The 16,865-nt window shown below is 38.0% G+C and carries 17 protein-coding genes, 1 pseudogene and 1 riboswitch; of the genes and pseudogenes, 8 read left to right on the top strand and 10 right to left on the bottom strand.

The genetic code is table 11. From position 1 onward, the window contains the following. The first annotated feature begins 27 nt into the window (after positions 1 to 27). Entirely contained in the window at positions 28 to 993 is a 966-nt protein-coding gene (locus N784_RS08455; RefSeq protein WP_052127222.1) for a M23 family metallopeptidase, read from the top strand. A gap of 38 nt (positions 994 to 1,031) precedes the next feature. Here the strand turns inward: N784_RS08455 and N784_RS16300 are convergent, their stop codons facing one another. The 6 genes from N784_RS16300 to N784_RS08430 form a co-directional block, all read right to left on the bottom strand. Continuing rightward, the gene (locus tag N784_RS16300; protein ID WP_084600196.1) at positions 1,032 to 1,130 is read right to left on the bottom strand and encodes a methionine/alanine import family NSS transporter small subunit; all 99 of its coding nucleotides are present in this window, start codon (positions 1,128 to 1,130) and stop codon (positions 1,032 to 1,034) included. Then, a complete protein-coding gene (locus N784_RS08450; protein WP_036834117.1) occupies positions 1,120 to 2,631 on the bottom strand; it encodes a sodium-dependent transporter in 1,512 nt (503 codons plus the stop codon). The genes N784_RS16300 and N784_RS08450 overlap by 11 nt, the downstream gene beginning before the upstream one ends. A gap of 210 nt (positions 2,632 to 2,841) precedes the next feature. Then, positions 2,842 to 4,386 carry a Na+/H+ antiporter NhaC family protein gene (locus tag N784_RS08445; RefSeq protein WP_036834116.1) on the bottom strand — a complete coding sequence of 515 codons (1,545 nt, stop codon included), beginning with the start codon at positions 4,384 to 4,386 and terminating at the stop codon, positions 2,842 to 2,844. A gap of 218 nt (positions 4,387 to 4,604) precedes the next feature. Beyond that, positions 4,605 to 4,791, bottom strand: a riboswitch (Lysine riboswitch). A 54-nt stretch (positions 4,792 to 4,845) separates the two neighbouring features. Then, on the bottom strand, positions 4,846 to 5,643 hold the full coding sequence (gene yunB / locus N784_RS08440; RefSeq protein WP_036834114.1) for a sporulation protein YunB: 798 nt from the start codon (positions 5,641 to 5,643) through the stop codon (positions 4,846 to 4,848). Between the two features lie 64 nt (positions 5,644 to 5,707). Next, entirely contained in the window at positions 5,708 to 6,799 is a 1,092-nt protein-coding gene (locus N784_RS08435; RefSeq protein WP_036834113.1) for an HD-GYP domain-containing protein, read from the bottom strand. 147 nt (positions 6,800 to 6,946) lie between these two features. Then, on the bottom strand, positions 6,947 to 7,252 hold the full coding sequence (locus N784_RS08430) for a YunC family protein (RefSeq protein ID WP_036834111.1): 306 nt from the start codon (positions 7,250 to 7,252) through the stop codon (positions 6,947 to 6,949). A 168-nt stretch (positions 7,253 to 7,420) separates the two neighbouring features. Between N784_RS08430 and bioB the strand changes: the two genes are divergently transcribed. Beyond that, positions 7,421 to 8,392 carry a biotin synthase BioB gene (bioB, locus tag N784_RS08425; protein WP_084600201.1) on the top strand — a complete coding sequence of 324 codons (972 nt, stop codon included), beginning with the start codon at positions 7,421 to 7,423 and terminating at the stop codon, positions 8,390 to 8,392. Positions 8,393 to 8,448: 56 nt separating this feature from the next. On the opposite strand, the gene N784_RS08420 is transcribed toward bioB, so the two are convergent. The 3 genes from N784_RS08420 to N784_RS16910 form a co-directional block, all read right to left on the bottom strand. Beyond that, complete coding sequence (locus N784_RS08420; RefSeq protein WP_036834109.1) at positions 8,449 to 9,840, bottom strand: bifunctional metallophosphatase/5'-nucleotidase; 1,392 nt, start codon at positions 9,838 to 9,840, stop codon at positions 8,449 to 8,451. Positions 9,841 to 10,226: 386 nt separating this feature from the next. Continuing rightward, positions 10,227 to 10,568 (bottom strand): GyrI-like domain-containing protein, encoded by a 342-nt coding sequence (locus N784_RS16915; protein WP_232305996.1) that lies wholly within the window; start codon positions 10,566 to 10,568, stop codon positions 10,227 to 10,229. A gap of 19 nt (positions 10,569 to 10,587) precedes the next feature. Continuing rightward, entirely contained in the window at positions 10,588 to 10,944 is a 357-nt protein-coding gene (locus N784_RS16910; protein WP_232305995.1) for a zinc ribbon domain-containing protein, read from the bottom strand. A gap of 214 nt (positions 10,945 to 11,158) precedes the next feature. On the opposite strand from N784_RS16910, the gene N784_RS08405 reads away from it, so the two are divergent. The 6 genes from N784_RS08405 (at position 11,159) to N784_RS08380 (ending at position 16,375) form a co-directional block, all read left to right on the top strand. Next, a complete protein-coding gene (locus N784_RS08405; protein ID WP_036834107.1) occupies positions 11,159 to 11,644 on the top strand; it encodes an RrF2 family transcriptional regulator in 486 nt (161 codons plus the stop codon). A gap of 21 nt (positions 11,645 to 11,665) precedes the next feature. Continuing rightward, positions 11,666 to 12,625 (top strand): LLM class oxidoreductase, encoded by a 960-nt coding sequence (locus N784_RS08400; protein WP_036834105.1) that lies wholly within the window; start codon positions 11,666 to 11,668, stop codon positions 12,623 to 12,625. 25 nt (positions 12,626 to 12,650) lie between these two features. Then, positions 12,651 to 12,878 (top strand): DUF896 domain-containing protein, encoded by a 228-nt coding sequence (locus N784_RS08395; protein ID WP_036834104.1) that lies wholly within the window; start codon positions 12,651 to 12,653, stop codon positions 12,876 to 12,878. Continuing rightward, complete coding sequence (locus tag N784_RS08390) at positions 12,875 to 13,879, top strand: LLM class flavin-dependent oxidoreductase (protein ID WP_036834103.1); 1,005 nt, start codon at positions 12,875 to 12,877, stop codon at positions 13,877 to 13,879. The genes N784_RS08395 and N784_RS08390 overlap by 4 nt, the downstream gene beginning before the upstream one ends. A 265-nt stretch (positions 13,880 to 14,144) precedes the next feature. Continuing rightward, entirely contained in the window at positions 14,145 to 15,494 is a 1,350-nt protein-coding gene (locus tag N784_RS08385) for a dihydrolipoyl dehydrogenase family protein (protein WP_198134412.1), read from the top strand. A gap of 74 nt (positions 15,495 to 15,568) precedes the next feature. After that, positions 15,569 to 16,375 carry a MerR family transcriptional regulator gene (locus N784_RS08380; protein WP_036834102.1) on the top strand — a complete coding sequence of 269 codons (807 nt, stop codon included), beginning with the start codon at positions 15,569 to 15,571 and terminating at the stop codon, positions 16,373 to 16,375. Positions 16,376 to 16,664: 289 nt separating this feature from the next. On the opposite strand, the pseudogene N784_RS17240 reads toward N784_RS08380, so the two are convergent. Continuing rightward, positions 16,665 to 16,742, bottom strand: a pseudogene (locus N784_RS17240) (VOC family protein); the annotation flags it as partial. Positions 16,743 to 16,865 lie beyond the last annotated feature (123 nt).

Genomic DNA, 16,865 nt, shown 5'->3' with positions numbered 1-16,865 from the left:
CTCATAAATGGAGGTGAATTCACCTTGATTAAAACAAGTGTAATCACCATTATATTACTTCTTCTCCCAACCTATACATTCGCTCAATCTAATGATGATCCTTATGACCAACGTATGGCACTATATCAAAAGTATGAAGCCATTACAAATATACCATGGTATTACTTGGCAGCTATAGACCAATACGAAAGAAACATTCAAAAAGAGCCAATATCTGAAGGCGTAATCTCCATTACCATCCCGATTGAAAAATGGAATGGTCACGGAAATCCAAATGATCATGATACACTCTCAGCTGAAGAAGCCATTTTATTTGATGGAATAGGACAAGATGGAGACGGTGATGGATTAGCAGATCGATCAAATGATGAAGATATTCTTTATACGATGGCCAATTGGATTTATCAATTTGGAACAACTAAGCAAGATGTTAAAATTGCCTTGTGGAACTATTACGAACGAGATCTCTCTGTGCAATCCATTATGTTTACAGCTAAAGTGTATGAAACTTTTCGCTCTATTTCTCTAGAAGACCGCATTTTCCCTGTTCCTTTACAGCATAATTATAGTTATCGTAGTACATGGGGCGATCCACGAGGATTTGGTGGCAGGAGAATTCATGAAGGCACTGATATTTTTGCAAATTACGGCGTACCAGTACGTTCTACTACGTATGGAGTCATCGAAATGAAAGGGTGGAATCGATATGGTGGTTGGAGAATTGGCATAAGAGATATTAACAACACGTACCACTACCTTGCGCATTTAAATGGTTTTGAAAAAGGGGTATCTGTCGGCCAAGTTGTGAAACCAGGGGATGTTATTGGGTATGTCGGAGCAACAGGGTACGGCCCTCCAGGAACATCAGGTAAATTTCCTCCCCACTTACACTACGGGTTATATAAAGATAACGGTTATAGCCAGTATTCCTTTGATCCGTATCCAGCTTTACGAAAATGGGAGCGACTTACTCAACAACAAATTGACAAGTAAATAGGGTTACCTCTTCTAACGAGGTAACCCTTATTTACTTATTTTACTTTTTTCACTGCATTCATTATACTTGCAGCTAACCCGCCCCATATCACTATCATACCTAAAATCATCATTACTATCGCACTACTTGTCATGTGTGATTCCTCCTTGCTTCGTTTCATACGTAGTTTGAGTTGGCCATTTTCGAATAGATAAAATCACTCCTACAACAATAACACCAACAACTACTAACCAACCGTATGTGAATAAGAAATCGGTAGGATAGCCTTCATAATTACTCGCTAATTCTGTTCGTATATTTTGCACCATCATAAATCCAAGTACAATCGGTGTTATGATACTAATCGAATAGCGCCACCAGGCACCAATCTTAATATCAGAAACCGAATTCGCATGATTTTGAATATCTTTCAGCCCACGATAGAGCCATGCAATAGCTACAACTTCTACTAAACCAGCTAGCGCAACACCATAGCTGTTAATAAAATGGTCTACCGTATCTAATAATGCAAGGCCGCCTTGCGTTGCATAAGCTAAAGAAATCAACGCTGCTAAACCTCCCCCAAATACAACCGATGCACCTCTAGATATATTAAACTTCTCCGATACAGCAGATACATACGTTTCTGAAATCGATATAAGAGAGGAGAAACCGGCTAAAACTAGTGACAAGAAGAACAATACACCAAAGAAAGCTGAAAAAGGCATTTGACTTATAATTTCAGGAAAGACGACAAATGCTAATATAATACCACCATTCACGACTTCTGTTACTTCTACATTCGCTTGCGCAGCCATAAACCCTAACGCAGCAAACACACCTATTCCTGCCAACAATTCAAAAGAGGAGTTCGCAAAACCAGTAATAAAAGCATTGTTCGTAATATCAGATTTTCTAGGTAAATAAGAGGAATACGTAATCATAATTGCAAAAGCAATTGATAAACTAAAGAATATTTGACCATATGCCGCAATCCATACGCTTCCATCTGTAATACTACTCCAATCTGGTTTAAAAAAGGCATCTAACCCAGCACCAGCACCCTCGAGTGTAACAGCTCGTATAACGATAAGAAGAAATAATACCACAAGCGTCGGAATAAAAATTTTGTTCGCTACTTCTATACCTTTCTTAACGCCTCTAGAAAGCACTCCTAGAACGATAAGCCAAATGACGATAAGTGGCAGAACAACTTTAGGTACAATGTTGCCAAATACCCCTGGATCCGTCATATTCAAAAAATCATTTAAGAAAAACGTTTGTGTATCACTTCCCCAATCTAATCCAATAGAATACCAAGCAAACATACTGGCCCAAGCAATAATAACCGCATAATACGTAGAAATAACAAAGGAAATACCTACTTGCCACCAACCAATCCATTCCATCTTCTTATCCATCTTGTTAAAAGAATTCGGCGCCGATCCACGTAGTTTATGACCAATCGTGAATTCCATAATTAGAATAGGAATACCAGCTGTAAGTAAGGCAAATAAATAAGGTAAGAAGAACGCACCTCCACCATTTTCATAAGCTGTGGCAGGGAAACGCCAAATATTCCCTAATCCAATTGCTGAACCCATTGCAGCTAATAAAAACCCAGCTCTAGTACCCCATTGTCCACGATTATCCATTCGTTAACCCTCCCTTTCATTCCATTCTTTCCTTAGTGCCATGCTATTCTAACCAAAAGAAAAGAGAATAATTTTCCGATTTTTCTGTTTTTTTATCGGTTGATTGTATTATAACCAACGCCTATTCGGTTGTAAAGTTAATATCTGATTATTCTGATATTTTACATATAAAAAGTAGCCAGCCTATACGTTCTAGCTGGCTACTCCGCGTTATGCTTGAGATAGTTTAGCTCTACATAATAAAGCAACAACAAGTACAATAACTAATGTTGTCGTCAAAGCAAGCATCGTACTTGTTGTAATACCAAATACGATATAACCAACCCCTGTTGCGACGGCACTAATTAATGCATAAGGTAACTGCGTCATAACGTGATCAATATGATTCGATCCTGCTCCTGTTGAAGATAATATCGACGTATCAGAGATAGGAGAACAATGATCGCCAAACACGCTACCTGCTAACACAGCCGCAAGAGACGGTAATAGAAATTGAATATCGGTTTGTACAGCAATTTCCCCTGCAATAGGAAGCATAACACCGAAAGTTCCCCATGATGTGCCAGTTGCAAAAGCCATTAAACCTGACACAACAAAAATTAACAATGGTAAGTACGAAGGGGAAATGGAAGCTGCTTCCACTGTATTGGCTAAATAAGTTCCTGTTTGAAGGGATTCAATAATAGAACCAATCATCCAAGCAAAAATTAAAATATAAATGGCCGGCAACATCGATTTAGTTCCTTCGTTCATTACCTTCCAAACGTTCGTTTTCGGTTGAGGTTGTTTAATATATAACACCACTGATGTCATAACAGCTACTAAACCGCCAATAAACAGTGATAACGTTACATTCGTAGCTGCAAAGATAGACAACAAATGAACCTGTCCCTCTACAGCTTGCATACCAGTTAGGATCATGGCTGCAACGGTCGAAATAAATAAGGCAACAATTGGGGCAATAAGATGTATGACTTTTCCATTATGATGTTCGACGAAAGCATTATCCAAATCTCCAGGGATGACTTTTCCCTTTGTAACAAGCTCCCCTGTTTGCTGAGCACGATCTTCATGCTTCTTCATCGCCCCTAAATCTACCTTCATAAAAATGCTAAGGAAAACGAGTAAAATAGCAGCAAAAACATATAAATTAAGTGGCACCATCTTAACAAATGCTTCCAATTCACTTATATCGGTTATACCATGAGTAGCTAGTATTCCACCAAGCGTACCAATAATGAAAGCACCCCAGCTCGAAATTGGAGAAATAACCGTTACAGGAGCAGAAGTTGAATCAATTAAATAAGCAAGTTTCGCTCTAGACACTTTATATCGATCTGTTACTGGACGAGCAACTTGACCTATAGCCAGACTGTTAAAATAATCATCAATAAAAATAATAATCCCTAATACAGCAGGCATTAATTGCGCCCCTTTACGCGTCTTAATGCGTTTAATTGCCCATTCCCCAAACGCCTGACTACCTCCAGATGCCGTCATGAAAGCGGTGGTAATGCCTAATAGTGCTAAAAAGAAGAATAAATAAATATTCCCCCATTGGATAGTACCATCCATATAAAAAATCATCATAAAACTATTCCATATTTCTTTTACAGAATCTCCAAGTACAAAATCATGGAGCATAAATCCACCGACGACAATACCTGCCCCTAAAGACACGAGCACGTTTCTCGTTAACAATACAAGAATGAGCATAATAAGTGGTGGTATAAGTGAGTAAATCGTACCTTCCATCTAATTCCCCTCCAATTAATAGTTTGCCTTCATCTGATGTTGAAGGAAAGGAATGATAGACATAACGATGCAGTTACTGATGGCATGCACAAAATGAATACATTCTATGCATTGAATAGAGAAGAAATGCGAGGAAATAAAAAAAACAAGCCATGATAGAGCCAATAACCTATCATTACTTGTTCTACTATAAACAAATAATAGTGTTATCCTCCATCTCGATCAGTAGCGCATCATGCAATCCATCTATCCGGTTCGCATGACAGTATATTTCTTATTCAGAAACATACCAGCATAATAAGCATGACGTTCTTATTACACTTCGGCAAACAGTCCTTTCATCAATTGTCGTTGTTGTCATCCTCCAATTGACTACTCATACTAGAATGCGCCTCTACCTCATCGATATGATAAGGTCACGCAAATTCAATTGTATATAAATATCATCATAACAATTAATTACGGAGAAGACAAGGGACTTGATGGAATTTCAATGGAGGGATTCATTCCTTCTCCTCCTTGACTTTCATTATAAAACTCTGGTACCTCTCCATTAAACGCATTTTGCGCAACAAGTATATTAGTTTCCACTTCCGTTGTATCCGTGGAGAACGGCAATACAATTCGAAGACGCACTTTAACATTCACACTTACTTCAAACTCTGCACTGTTAATACCATAATCATATCGTTCTTTACTAACGGTCGTCTCTACATCACCGATTGTTTGAAAATGAACAGGAATTTTTGGACCTAAGTTTGCAAGTAACGCATTATTCGTTGCTTGCCCTAGAGGAATTTGGGTTAACGTTGGTCGCTCCAGCAATTCTTCCCTAGAGGTTTCTGGCTCATCATCTAAATCAATATCTAGAGCAGAATCGAGACTTTCCCCTTTTTCTAACCGTTCTAAATATTGCTGTACGCGGAAGTACGTATCCCGTTGCACCCGATTAATCATTGCTGTGTTCCATCCTACTGAAGAGATATAGCCATCTTTATTTTTTTCCACAATGACTATGTCATCAGGCTCTAAATTATCTACTACCTTTTTGTTTACTGCTTCAATGATGGCATCACGAGCGAGTTGATCTGTTCTAAATTGAGCAATTTCCATAATCTTTGGTTCAATACTTTCATTAATAATCCACAAACTACCGATTACACTACTCACAAATACAATAAACGTGATAAGAACCATTTTTCCTCGTGGAGGTGGAGTTATACGTCTCGGTCTTCGATAGTACCTCTTCCTAATCATCCAAAAAATCCCCCTCTCCTTAAAACATATGCAAGTTAAGGACAGGGATTGACTGCTTTTCAAGTTAAATCATTGTTGTATCGCATTTTACAATGACAATATTCAAGGATTCCATTAAATTGATTTCATATGGTTCGACAAGCTCCTCACCATTTTCTTCTAATATTCGAATAAATGGACGATCACTAACATCTTTATTTTGACGGGCAACGATACCAATGCGGCCATCACTTAATTCAACTGTAAGACCATTAGGATAAACAGCTATACCTCTACGAAACGCTTCAATCATATGCTTTTCAAATAAACTACCCGCTCCAGCATAAAGAATTTCTAATCCTTCATGGGGAAGCATCGCTTTACGATAAACACGATTGCTCGTTACCGCATCAAAAACATCGGCAATTCCGATAATTTTTGAGAACAAGTGGATATCATCTTTCCCTAACCCTCTTGGGTAACCAGATCCATCTAGACGTTCATGGTGTTGAAACGCACAATGAGCGACAACTAAAGGTACCGTTTCCACATTCCTTAATAAGTTAAAACCTTCTTCACAATGTCGCTTCACATGTTCAAATTCACCACTTGTCAATTTATCAGCCTTCATTAAAATATCTCTAGGCACAGTTATCTTTCCGACATCGTGCAACATCGCTCCAAACCCTAATAATTGCAACTCATTTCTTGATAACTTTAACTGCATGCCCAAAGTGAGAGAATAGATTGTTACGTTTAAAGAATGTTTGAATATATAATCATCGAATACAAATACATCAGATAATAAATTGACGACTTCCTTATTCTTTTGTATCTCAGCAAGCATATTTTGAACAACTTTATTGATTTGCTCACTTGTCTTACTTGAAATAAAACGTTTACTTGACTCCCTTTCATCTTCCACTATGCTAAATGTATCTTGAATCGTATGTATCGCTTCTTTACGCGCACGCTCTGAAATTGGGAAAGTCGTTTCAATTCCATATGTTGCTTCGTCCTCTATATAAACGTAAGGAATACCTAATTCCTGCAAACGATTGATCATTCTTTGCGTTAAAGCAATTCCTGATTGTACTAATATTTGATCATTTTCATTATATATTCGTTTCGCTAGCTCATCTCCAGGCCTTAATGAAAACGTTGATTTTAGACGCATGTCATCCTCCCTCTGTAAATACATAACATCATTTCACTATTGCTAGCGCATTTATTCCGTTAAAACAATGAATAGAGAACCTATAATTAGGAACAGGTCCTCCATCTATATCTTATAAAGAACAGTAAAAGTATACTATTTTCAACTTTATTCTACAAGTTTCAACAACGCTTCTTCCCCTGACATGCCTATCGTCCAACCAACATGATGAGCCCCAACTGTAACCGATTCGAGGGGGGCTTTTAGCAATTCTTCTATCGTTCGAACCCCGACCGCTCTGCCTGCTACGATATTTCGATTCCCTAACTTTTCATTTAATAACGCAATATCCAATGCTCCGCACATAATGTAGCCCACCTTATTCGTTACAACTAAAAGATTGGTTTTAGGTAGTTGAACAGATATTGCCGTAAAAGGGTGACCCTCTAGCATGATAGGTTCAACCGTCATCATCATTCTTCACTCCTTTCTTATACACATTATGACTAGTACAAGAAAAGAGTGTTATTTCTTTCCGATTTCATTGACAGCAGCTTCACTTCATGATTAGATTAAACATATGTTAACCAATAATTTAACGGTTAACTAAAGGGAGGAAATGTTATGCAAACGCAAACAAGTATGTCCTATTGGGAACAGTTAGCAGACCAAGCTTTAAATGGAGAAATCCTGACCCTTGAACAAGCTTTACATGTGTTAACAGCTAAGGATGAAGAACTATTACCATTAATGCAAGCAGCCTACCGCGTTCGAAACCATTATTATGGAAACAAAGTGAAACTAAACATGATTATTAACGCGAAAAGTGGACTTTGTCCTGAGAATTGCGGATACTGCGCCCAGTCGATTGTTTCCAATGCTCCAATTGATAAATATACGTTGTTAAACAAAGAGACGCTCATAAAAGGGGCCCATGAAGCAATGGAACGACATGCAGGTACCTACTGCATTGTTGCAAGTGGACGAGGTGCCACCAACAAAGAGATTGATCAAGTCATAGAAGCTGTTACTGAGATTAAAGCAACGACACCATTAACGATTTGTGCTTGTCTCGGAATCGTATCAGAGGAAAAAGCACAGAAACTGAAAGAAGCTGGTGTTGATCGATACAACCACAATGTCAATACAAGTGCAGATCACCACCATAACATCACTACGACACATACATACGAGCATCGTGTAGAAACTGTAGAAAACGCTAAACACGCCGGCTTATCTCCTTGTTCTGGTTGCATTATCGGCATGGGAGAATCACTTGAGGATGTGTACCAAATTGCCTTAGAGCTTCGTCATTTAAATGCCGATTCCATCCCAGTAAACTTCTTAATTCCAGTACAAGGGACTCCACTTGAGCACATGGATCAATTAAACCCACGTTACTGCTTAAAAGTGTTAGCCCTCTTCCGCTTTATGAATCCGACGAAAGAGATCCGCATATCAGGAGGTAGAGAAGTCAACCTTCGTTCTTTACAAGTGATGGGACTTTATGCGGCGAATTCTATTTTTGTCGGGGATTATTTGACATCAAATGGGCAGGCATATACAGCTGATCATCAAATGATCGAAGACTTAGGATTTGAAATTGAAGCGTAACTACACGAAAGGACCAACGCCTGAATCATGGGAGCGCTGGTCCTTCCGTGTAATCGTTATGAAATTCGAATTAACGTATGTGCCAGTAAATCTCGTAACAACTCTGGCATGTAAAACTGCTTGTATGCACTATTGGATATTCCAGGTAGAAACTTACCGAATGTAAACGTATCTGCTGTAGCTACTTCATAGGTACGATCCATTTGGAGTGGCTCTCCAGCAACATGCACATTTTTTACATATTCATTTCCATCCCTATCACGACTTACTGTCACTTCCATCCCAGAGAACACCATACGACCAATGATTTCCCCTCTGAATCCAAATCCTTTCAACTTCAATTCCATAAATCGTTTCGTATGAGCATGACGGACTACTTCAAGTAATTCATCACCTTGTAATTTCACTTTACACGGATTCATTGGATGAGGACATATGCGATGAATATCCCCTCGTGTCACAGCTCCATCAGAAAAACCATCCATTAACACACCCGCATTTAACATAGCACATTCCGCATCTGTCCATGAGCGTAATGTATGAACGAATTCTTTGATTATCTGAGTCTCTTTAAACCAATGAACAGGCAAAGGTTGAGATAAATAAGTGATTGGTTCATTTAACACATCACTCGCTTTTGCTTGGTACTCTTCCAGCAATTGTTTCACAGAGGCCGCTTCTTCTTGCTCGTTAAGATGATAGGCATATGCTTGCTTTTGCTTTAACATGTTTGCTTCCGCATCCCATGTTAGAATCACTTCTCCAACATATACACCATGCTTACCAGCAGCTGTTAGCAATGTGTTGTTCACCCATTCGCCTTCTTTAAATAAATGATGCGTATGTCCACCAATAATGACATCAATATCCTCATAGCGACGAGCAATCTCTTGATCATCATTAATCCCTAAATGAGACAAAAACACGACTATATCCGCTTGGTTTCTCACTTCCTGTATCGTTTGATCTAACCATTCAAACGGGGAAGATATGTCCCATCCAAGCAATCGATAAAACGTTTTAAACGGTGCGGTCAGTCCTAGCATCGCAATTTTTGTACCTTTTTCCGTTGTTTTAATCGTATACGGTTTTAACCATTCTGGATTTGGCCCTTCTCGATTAGATAAGTTACCACATACAACATCAAAGGCAGCCTCCTCATATAACGAGTATAAATCATCATGTGGCAGCGTAATCCCTTCATTATTGCCAATCGTCACCACATCATAACCCGCCTTGTTCAAAAGCTCTACATTCGCTTTCCCTTTAAGCGCTTCTGTTATCGGATGAAACCGATCAACATGATCACCAATATCAACCGTAAACATCGCTTCATTTCGTTGCCTGTGATAACTCCGCTGTTTATTCCAATACGCTACAATCTTCGGCCAATTTTCAAAATGACTATGTATATCGTTTGTGTAGTATAGAAATATATTCTCTTCCATACGAATCGTCTCCTTATGCTAAACCTTCCCAAATTAATCGAACATTTGCCGTGCAAGCAACTAGGGATTAAAATGGTCCCCTACCAATGCCAGCAAAAAAAACAATCACAACCATAAAAATAGATACCAACGTATAGAATCTCTCTTTACATTTATATGTTTATATTAATATCTTATCACTTTTCCGATTTGATTTGCATTCATCCACCTCGTCATTAAACGCAAAAAAGCGCACGAAATTGTACGCTTTTCCTGTTAATTATCACTATATTGTATTTTATTGCTACAAAAAGGCTCTATGCACACGCCATCACTCTACTTCAATTAATTGAATAGTTTCGGCTTTTTCATCGTTGCAAAAAGCGAAATATATCTCAAATTCATTGTCACTTTATCGCTATATAAATATCTACTTGTGCTTCTTCAGGGTTAGCGCACCTTTCGTCATACCTTTCGAAATCCCCTGTATATGCTCTTTCCACTTCAGAGCTTGCAAACCGAGCCCATATGTCTTGCCAAGCTTTGATGACAACTTCTACGATAGGCCCTTTCTCCGTAGTAAACACCATGTATTTAGCAGACGGAATCGTTTTTACAACCACTTCTTCTGGTGGCTCTATGCTCGATAACGCCTCCATACCAAGTGTAATTGAATACTCTCCGTTCACATCGCTTGCATAATCGGAATATAAGCCGTAAGTGACTGTCGGTTTTACCAACTTAGCCATTGGCTCAACTACATTTTGCTCATAAAACGCAGACCATAGTGTTGGAATTTTTTGTTTGAGCTGTTAATTCATCCGCATTACTTGTCCGAGCGGTTATCCCCATGATTTGAAAAGCTTCCTTCTCAATGATAACAGGCTCGAGCATTCCTCCTTTTCTCCATCTCTTTAAGCTCGGTAAAAAGGACGTTAACAGATGACGTGCCTCTTCTGCCGCTACACCATCTTTCTGTAAATAAGATACACACATATCGACCATTTCTTGAAACGTTACATGCGGTTGCTTAAACTCTCCCGCCTCGTAACAATACAAACAATAGTCAGTGCTGCACTCCCCTCCTATTTCTGTTCCCAATAACGATTGATCTTCTAATGGCATACCACAACTTTGGCAATGCGTATACGAAAACTCCACACACATTTAGCTTATCGTTCAACGCCTTTAAAATATTATGCGAAAAGAGCAACAGCCGGCCATCATAATCGAAGCTATCGTTTTACTTTACTTCCAAACACTTTTAGATTAGACTTTAAAAGTGGACAATAGATATCCACGTTAAACTATAGAATGAATGCAAAGGATGTATAAAAAAATGAAAATGAAAGCCGGAGTAGAACAATCCGTATATACATTAGTATTGCTAAGCATGTTACCAGAAAAAGCAGTATTACCAGGGGATGCAATTAGTCAACAATTAGGAACCTCACGCACCTATACGTTGAAACTACTAAGAAAATTAGTAAATGCAGATTTAATTTCTTCTACAGCCGGTATAAAAGGCGGATATAAATTAAATAAAAAGCCAGAGGATATTTCTATTTATGATGTTTATCTTGCAACGACAGATAATCAATCACTATATTCACCAAATGGCATTCTTAAGGACATGCTTAATTTAAATGAAGATGATCAGTGCTGCATGTTAATGGAGTTAATGGATGAGGCAGAAATTGCATGGAAAAACGTATTAATTCGTGAAACCATTGCCTCTTTGTATGAAAGAATTACAATTCCAAAATTCCAAGAAAAAATAGAGGCTGTACAACAGATGATTAATGAGAAAAGCATCATAAATTAATTATATGAACGGAGGACTATATTGGAAAACTTTCAAAACCACAATGGATATAGACTTGCTTTTCAAAAAAATAAATTAACGCTTGGATTTCTATTGCCTTTAGAATCTTATACGGGTAGCTTCCCCAAAATGGATATAGAGGAGCAATTAAACCTAATTAAACAGGTTGATCAAATGGGGTTTGCTTCATTATTTGTAAGAGATGCTCCGATTTATGATCCGAAATTCGGAGATGTGGGATTTCTTTACGACCCATTTCTTTTTTTAACCTATGTAGCAGCACATACCGAACATATAGCATTAGGTACTTCAAGCATTGTTACAACCTTACGAAATCCTCTTCATTTAGCGAAGACAGCTGCTTCATTAGACCGTTTATCCAAGCAGCGCTTTATATTCGGAGTAGCTACAGGAGATCGAGCCATTGAATTTCCTACCTTTAAAGTGGATCCAGCTAAGAAAGGGGATTTATTCCAAGAATCTATTACAGTCATGAGAAAAGCATGGCAACAATCATTCCCTCAAATTCAAACAGAGTATATAAACTTGACAGAAGGGGATATTGTACCAAAACCATTACTAGGAAACATACCTACCTTTGGAACGGGATACTCGCGCCAAACAATTGATTGGCTAGCAGAAAACACGGATGGGTGGTTATTTTATCCACAGAATATAAAAGATCAGAAAACACTTATTAAGAAGTGGTCAGAACGAACGAATACGTTCAAACCATTTGTGCAACCTGTAGCTATTGATTTATCTGAAAAAGCAAATGAGTTTCCAAAACCAATAACAGGCGGGTTCAGAGCAGGTTATAAATTTTTAATTGAATACCTAAATGCTTATCAAGAAGCTGGTGTTAACCATGTAGCTTTTGTTTTAAAACCAGGGAAACGTCCAGCAAATGAAGTAGTTCAAGAGTTAGGGGAAGAAGTTTTACCATATTTCCCATCCCTTCACTCACAGCACCATACTTGAACATTAAAATAAAGGAAGTGAACAAATGATAAAAGAGTTAGATCGTATCAATGAACTAGCAAAAATACAACGCGAAAAAGGATTAACAGAAGATGAAAAAATAGAACAAAAGCAACTTCGTGAAGCATATTTAAAACAAATCCGTGGGCAAGTGATTCACAGCATTTCAAACCTTACTGTAATCGATCCACTTGGAAATGACGTAACACCAGAAAAACTAATTCAAAATAGGAAAGAAGGGAATAAATCATGAAATTAAGTATACTAGATCAAGCACGTATAACAAGCGGAAATACAGCCGTGCAAGCACTTAAAAATGCAGAAGAACTTGCTATGTTAGCTGATGAATTAGGTTATCATCGAATGTGGATGGCTGAGCATCATGGAATGGATGTGGTTGCAAGTTCAGCTCCCGAAATTACAATCGCTCATTTAGCAGCTAAGACAAAAAATCTTCGCGTTGGAACAGGCGGAACGATGGTCATGCACTACTCACCATTAAAGCTAGCAGAAGTATTCAAAACGCTAAGTGCTTATGCGCCTAACCGTATTGATTTCGGTGTAGGACGTGCACCTGGTGGAGATGGTAATGCCATTTATGCCATGTCAGAAGGAAAAGAGCCACAGATGCACAATATGTATGAAAAAATAGAACAAGCATTGCAATACATGAAAGATGAAGTGCCAGCTAAAAGTCCTTACAATAAAACGATTGCTATGCCTTCGCAAATTGCATTACCTGAAGCATGGCTTTTGGGTTCATCTGGAAACAGCGCCATTCAAGCAGGACGTATGGGAATTGGCTATTCATTCGCTCAATTCTTTAATGGAAGTATGACGCACGATATTTTAGATTCCTATAGAAATAACTTCAAGCCTTCTGCATTTTTAGAGAAACCGAACATCCTTGTAACGTATATGGTTACTGTTGCGGAAACAAAAGAAGAAGCTGAATTTGAAGGATTACCGTACGACATCTCCCAGTTATGGTTAATGCGAGGAATGATTAAACCTTCACTAACACCCGAAGAAGCACAAACCTACCCACTATCCGAAATAGAGCGTATGCAGATTAGAGAATTTCGTAAACGCCAATTACATTTCGTCGGGGACGTACAAGAAGTTTCCGCACAATTGCGAAAAGAACAAGCCATATATGGGTTTGATGAAGCAATGCTCATGACCGTTCCTCATTCTCAAGAAAAACGCTTAAATAGCTATCGCTTATTAGCTAAAGAATTATTAGATAAATAGGCTCCTATTTTAATACTAGTTCATTTACGGAAGAATACACATGCACCAGCCTCGAACCTTAGTCAAAATGAAGCGCCATAATCGGTGCTTCATTTTTTTATGCTAATTAAAATAAATTTCATACCAATACTACTTATTAATAGCTTCCTAGAAAAGAAACCTCTTCTTAATGCAAGACAGACATTTAACACAAAATAGATGTTGACTCTGGAATGACTCCATAGTTCATACTTATTCATATTACTAATAAATGAGGTGGATTCAGTTGAAAAACTATGATGTTGCTATTATTGGTGCAGGTGCTGGCGGGTTAAACGCTTCATTTGAAGCAATCAACCTTGGAAAAAAAGTCGTTCTCATAGATAAATTCAAACCTGGTGGAGAATGTACGTGGTCTGGTTGTATACCAAGTAAAGCACTAATTCAAATAGCAAAAGAAGTAAAAACAGCACAAAGTTTTGCTCCTATCTCCATTGATTCAAAACAAATTATGAAAAAAGTTCGCGCACTAATCGAAACTGCCCACCAAGGGGAATCGGTTGACGTATTAAACGAAGCAGGTATTGATTATGTGAATGGGTATGCAACATTTAAAGATGCCAATACATTACATGTAGAAGGACTAGAAATAAAGGCGGATAAAATTATCATTGCTACTGGATCTTCTGCTGCAGTCCCACCAATTAAAGGGTTAAATCACGTAAATTACTTAACAAACAGCTCTATCTTCTTACAAGAAGAATTGCCGAAAGAAATCATCATACTTGGTGGTGGAGCTATCGGTGTTGAACTTTCACAGGCAATGCAACGACTAGGCGTTCAAGTACAACTTGTTGAAATGGAAGAAACCATTCTATATCGTGAAGAACAAGAAATGGCATGCATGCTTCAAACAACATTGGAGCAGGAAGGAATCAATTTCTACACCTCCCATAAAGCAGTTGAAGTAAAAGAAGACGATACTGGCATCACAGTAGTCATTGAACAAGATGGAAATAAAAAAACCATTACAGCAAATGCAATCTTATTGGCATCAGGACGCAAACCTAACGTGGAAGGCTTAAACTTAGAGGAAATTGGCGTAACGTACCATTCGCGCGGTATTGAAGTAAATGAATTCTATGAAACGTCTATACCTAACATTTACGCAGTTGGCGATGTCGTTGGGCCGTACTTATTTTCACATACGGGTGGATTACAAGGGAAACAAGCCATACAAAATGCTTTCGCAGATAAGAAAGAAGGAATCAATTTTCAACATGTTGCTTGGTGTACCTTTACAGATCCAGAGTTAGCACGAACAGGCATGACAGAAAAACAAGCAAGAGAGCAATACGATAATCGCATTCAAGTTTATACATTAGATTATAGTGACCTAGACCGTGCTATCGTAGATGAAAAAACAAAAGGAAAAGCAAAAGTGATTTGTGATGAAAAAGGACTCATTCTCGGTGCTAGTATTTTGGGAGAAAGAGCATGTGAAATGTTATGTGAGTTACAAATATTAAAATCGCACAACATCCCATTCTACTCCTTACAAAAAGCCATTCACCCATACCCTGGTTATAGCGAGCTATTGCTTATGATGAGTCATGAAGCCTATAATAATCAATAAGTAGCACATAAAAGGCTTGTCCATTTACAAGCCTTTTATGCTGAACAAAATAACACGAAAAAGGTGCACAGTACATGAATAATAAATACTTTAGAACGGGAGCTATCGCTAAATTCAATAACGTTTCTGCAGATACAGTGAGATATTATGATAAAGAGAAACTTGTAACACCTTCCATTGTACATAACAATAATTATCGATACTATACACTGGACGATGCCTTAAAATTCAATAGTGTAACATTATTAAGAGAGTTAAACATCCCGCTTCAAGATATAAGAGAATGGCTCACATATACGAACATGGAAGAAGCCATTACTTTTAATACTGAATATATAGAAGTGCTTAAGCAACAACGTTTACTCTTAGACCAAAAAATACACTTTTTACAACAATTTAATAAAAGGATGGAGAGTTTTCATCACAATCCTAATCAATTGGAATATGTAGAAAATGACTTTATTTACCTATGTCAAGCGTTAAGCTTTACCGTTGATCAAGAGGGATTCAACATTGATGAGCCTATTCAAGATAATCAAGTGGACGACCCTTTTTGGACAAAAACATCTATGCTAGGGTTTACGAATCACTCCGAATACATACATTCACCTGAAAATGGACGTGTTTGCTGCTCCAATATCATCCCAAGTGAATGCGATGAAATTGAGGAAATTCACTTTGACCAAGCACTACGATTTAATTACATCGGCAATCCTTTTTCAGACTTAACCTACCTAGAAGCTATTCAAGAACAAGTACACGCATATTGTAATCAGCACCGGTTAAAACCCGCTTCCCATTATTATGAACTGTATTATTTATATCAACATGTAAATGATACTCCATCCTATTATGTGCATATCTATTTCCCTTTACAATAACCTAGCTGATTAGAAAATAACGGTACTCACTATGTAATTCAACCTTTTAAGAAAAATACCCACCATTACATACAATATTGGAGCTATTCCTTATTAGTATGCGCCCTTTTCATATAGGGCCTAATATGCTGCATAACCTATTGTTTCCTCCTCATACACCGGAAAACATGCCTTATTATACCGCGTTCCTTTAATCTTTCTCTCACCTTAATCTTCAATAATACAGACAGGCGCTAATCATATTCGAGAAAAGCGCCTGTTTGCTTAATAAAGTCCCCATCCATATTTCTTTGATTCGCTCCGCCAATTCTAAAATAATCCCTTCTGGCCCACGAATATAGCATCATTTATAGGCATTTTCATAGTTTTGCACCTCACCAAAAAGTTCCGCCCAATACTACTTATTATCGAAACTGGCCACCAAGGAGAATCAGTTGACGTAGTAAACGAAGCAGGTATTGTGAATGGGTATGCAACATTTAAAGATGCC

Source organism: Pontibacillus litoralis JSM 072002, assembly GCF_000775615.1.
GTDB classification, from domain to species: Bacteria; Bacillota; Bacilli; order Bacillales; family BH030062; genus Pontibacillus; species Pontibacillus litoralis.
The sequence above is the reverse complement of the archived record's forward strand: the minus strand, read 5'-3'. Positions and strand labels throughout refer to the sequence as shown.

Excerpts from the sequence above, each read along its gene's own strand:
- N784_RS16300 (WP_084600196.1), bottom strand. The coding sequence starts at position 1,130 with ATGACAAGTAGTGCGATAGTAATGATGATTTTAGGTATGATAGTGATA.
- N784_RS08450 (WP_036834117.1), bottom strand. The coding sequence starts at position 2,631 with ATGGATAATCGTGGACAATGGGGTACTAGAGCTGGGTTTTTATTAGCT.
- N784_RS08445 (WP_036834116.1), bottom strand. The coding sequence starts at position 4,386 with ATGGAAGGTACGATTTACTCACTTATACCACCACTTATTATGCTCATT.
- yunB (WP_036834114.1), bottom strand. The coding sequence starts at position 5,643 with ATGATTAGGAAGAGGTACTATCGAAGACCGAGACGTATAACTCCACCT.
- N784_RS08435 (WP_036834113.1), bottom strand. The coding sequence starts at position 6,799 with ATGCGTCTAAAATCAACGTTTTCATTAAGGCCTGGAGATGAGCTAGCG.
- N784_RS08430 (WP_036834111.1), bottom strand. The coding sequence starts at position 7,252 with ATGATGACGGTTGAACCTATCATGCTAGAGGGTCACCCTTTTACGGCA.
- bioB (WP_084600201.1), top strand. The coding sequence starts at position 7,421 with ATGTCCTATTGGGAACAGTTAGCAGACCAAGCTTTAAATGGAGAAATC.
- N784_RS08420 (WP_036834109.1), bottom strand. The coding sequence starts at position 9,840 with ATGGAAGAGAATATATTTCTATACTACACAAACGATATACATAGTCAT.
- N784_RS16915 (WP_232305996.1), bottom strand. The coding sequence starts at position 10,568 with ATGGCTAAGTTGGTAAAACCGACAGTCACTTACGGCTTATATTCCGAT.
- N784_RS16910 (WP_232305995.1), bottom strand. The coding sequence starts at position 10,944 with ATGCCATTAGAAGATCAATCGTTATTGGGAACAGAAATAGGAGGGGAG.
- N784_RS08405 (WP_036834107.1), top strand. The coding sequence starts at position 11,159 with ATGAAAATGAAAGCCGGAGTAGAACAATCCGTATATACATTAGTATTG.
- N784_RS08395 (WP_036834104.1), top strand. The coding sequence starts at position 12,651 with ATGATAAAAGAGTTAGATCGTATCAATGAACTAGCAAAAATACAACGC.
- N784_RS08390 (WP_036834103.1), top strand. The coding sequence starts at position 12,875 with ATGAAATTAAGTATACTAGATCAAGCACGTATAACAAGCGGAAATACA.
- N784_RS08380 (WP_036834102.1), top strand. The coding sequence starts at position 15,569 with ATGAATAATAAATACTTTAGAACGGGAGCTATCGCTAAATTCAATAAC.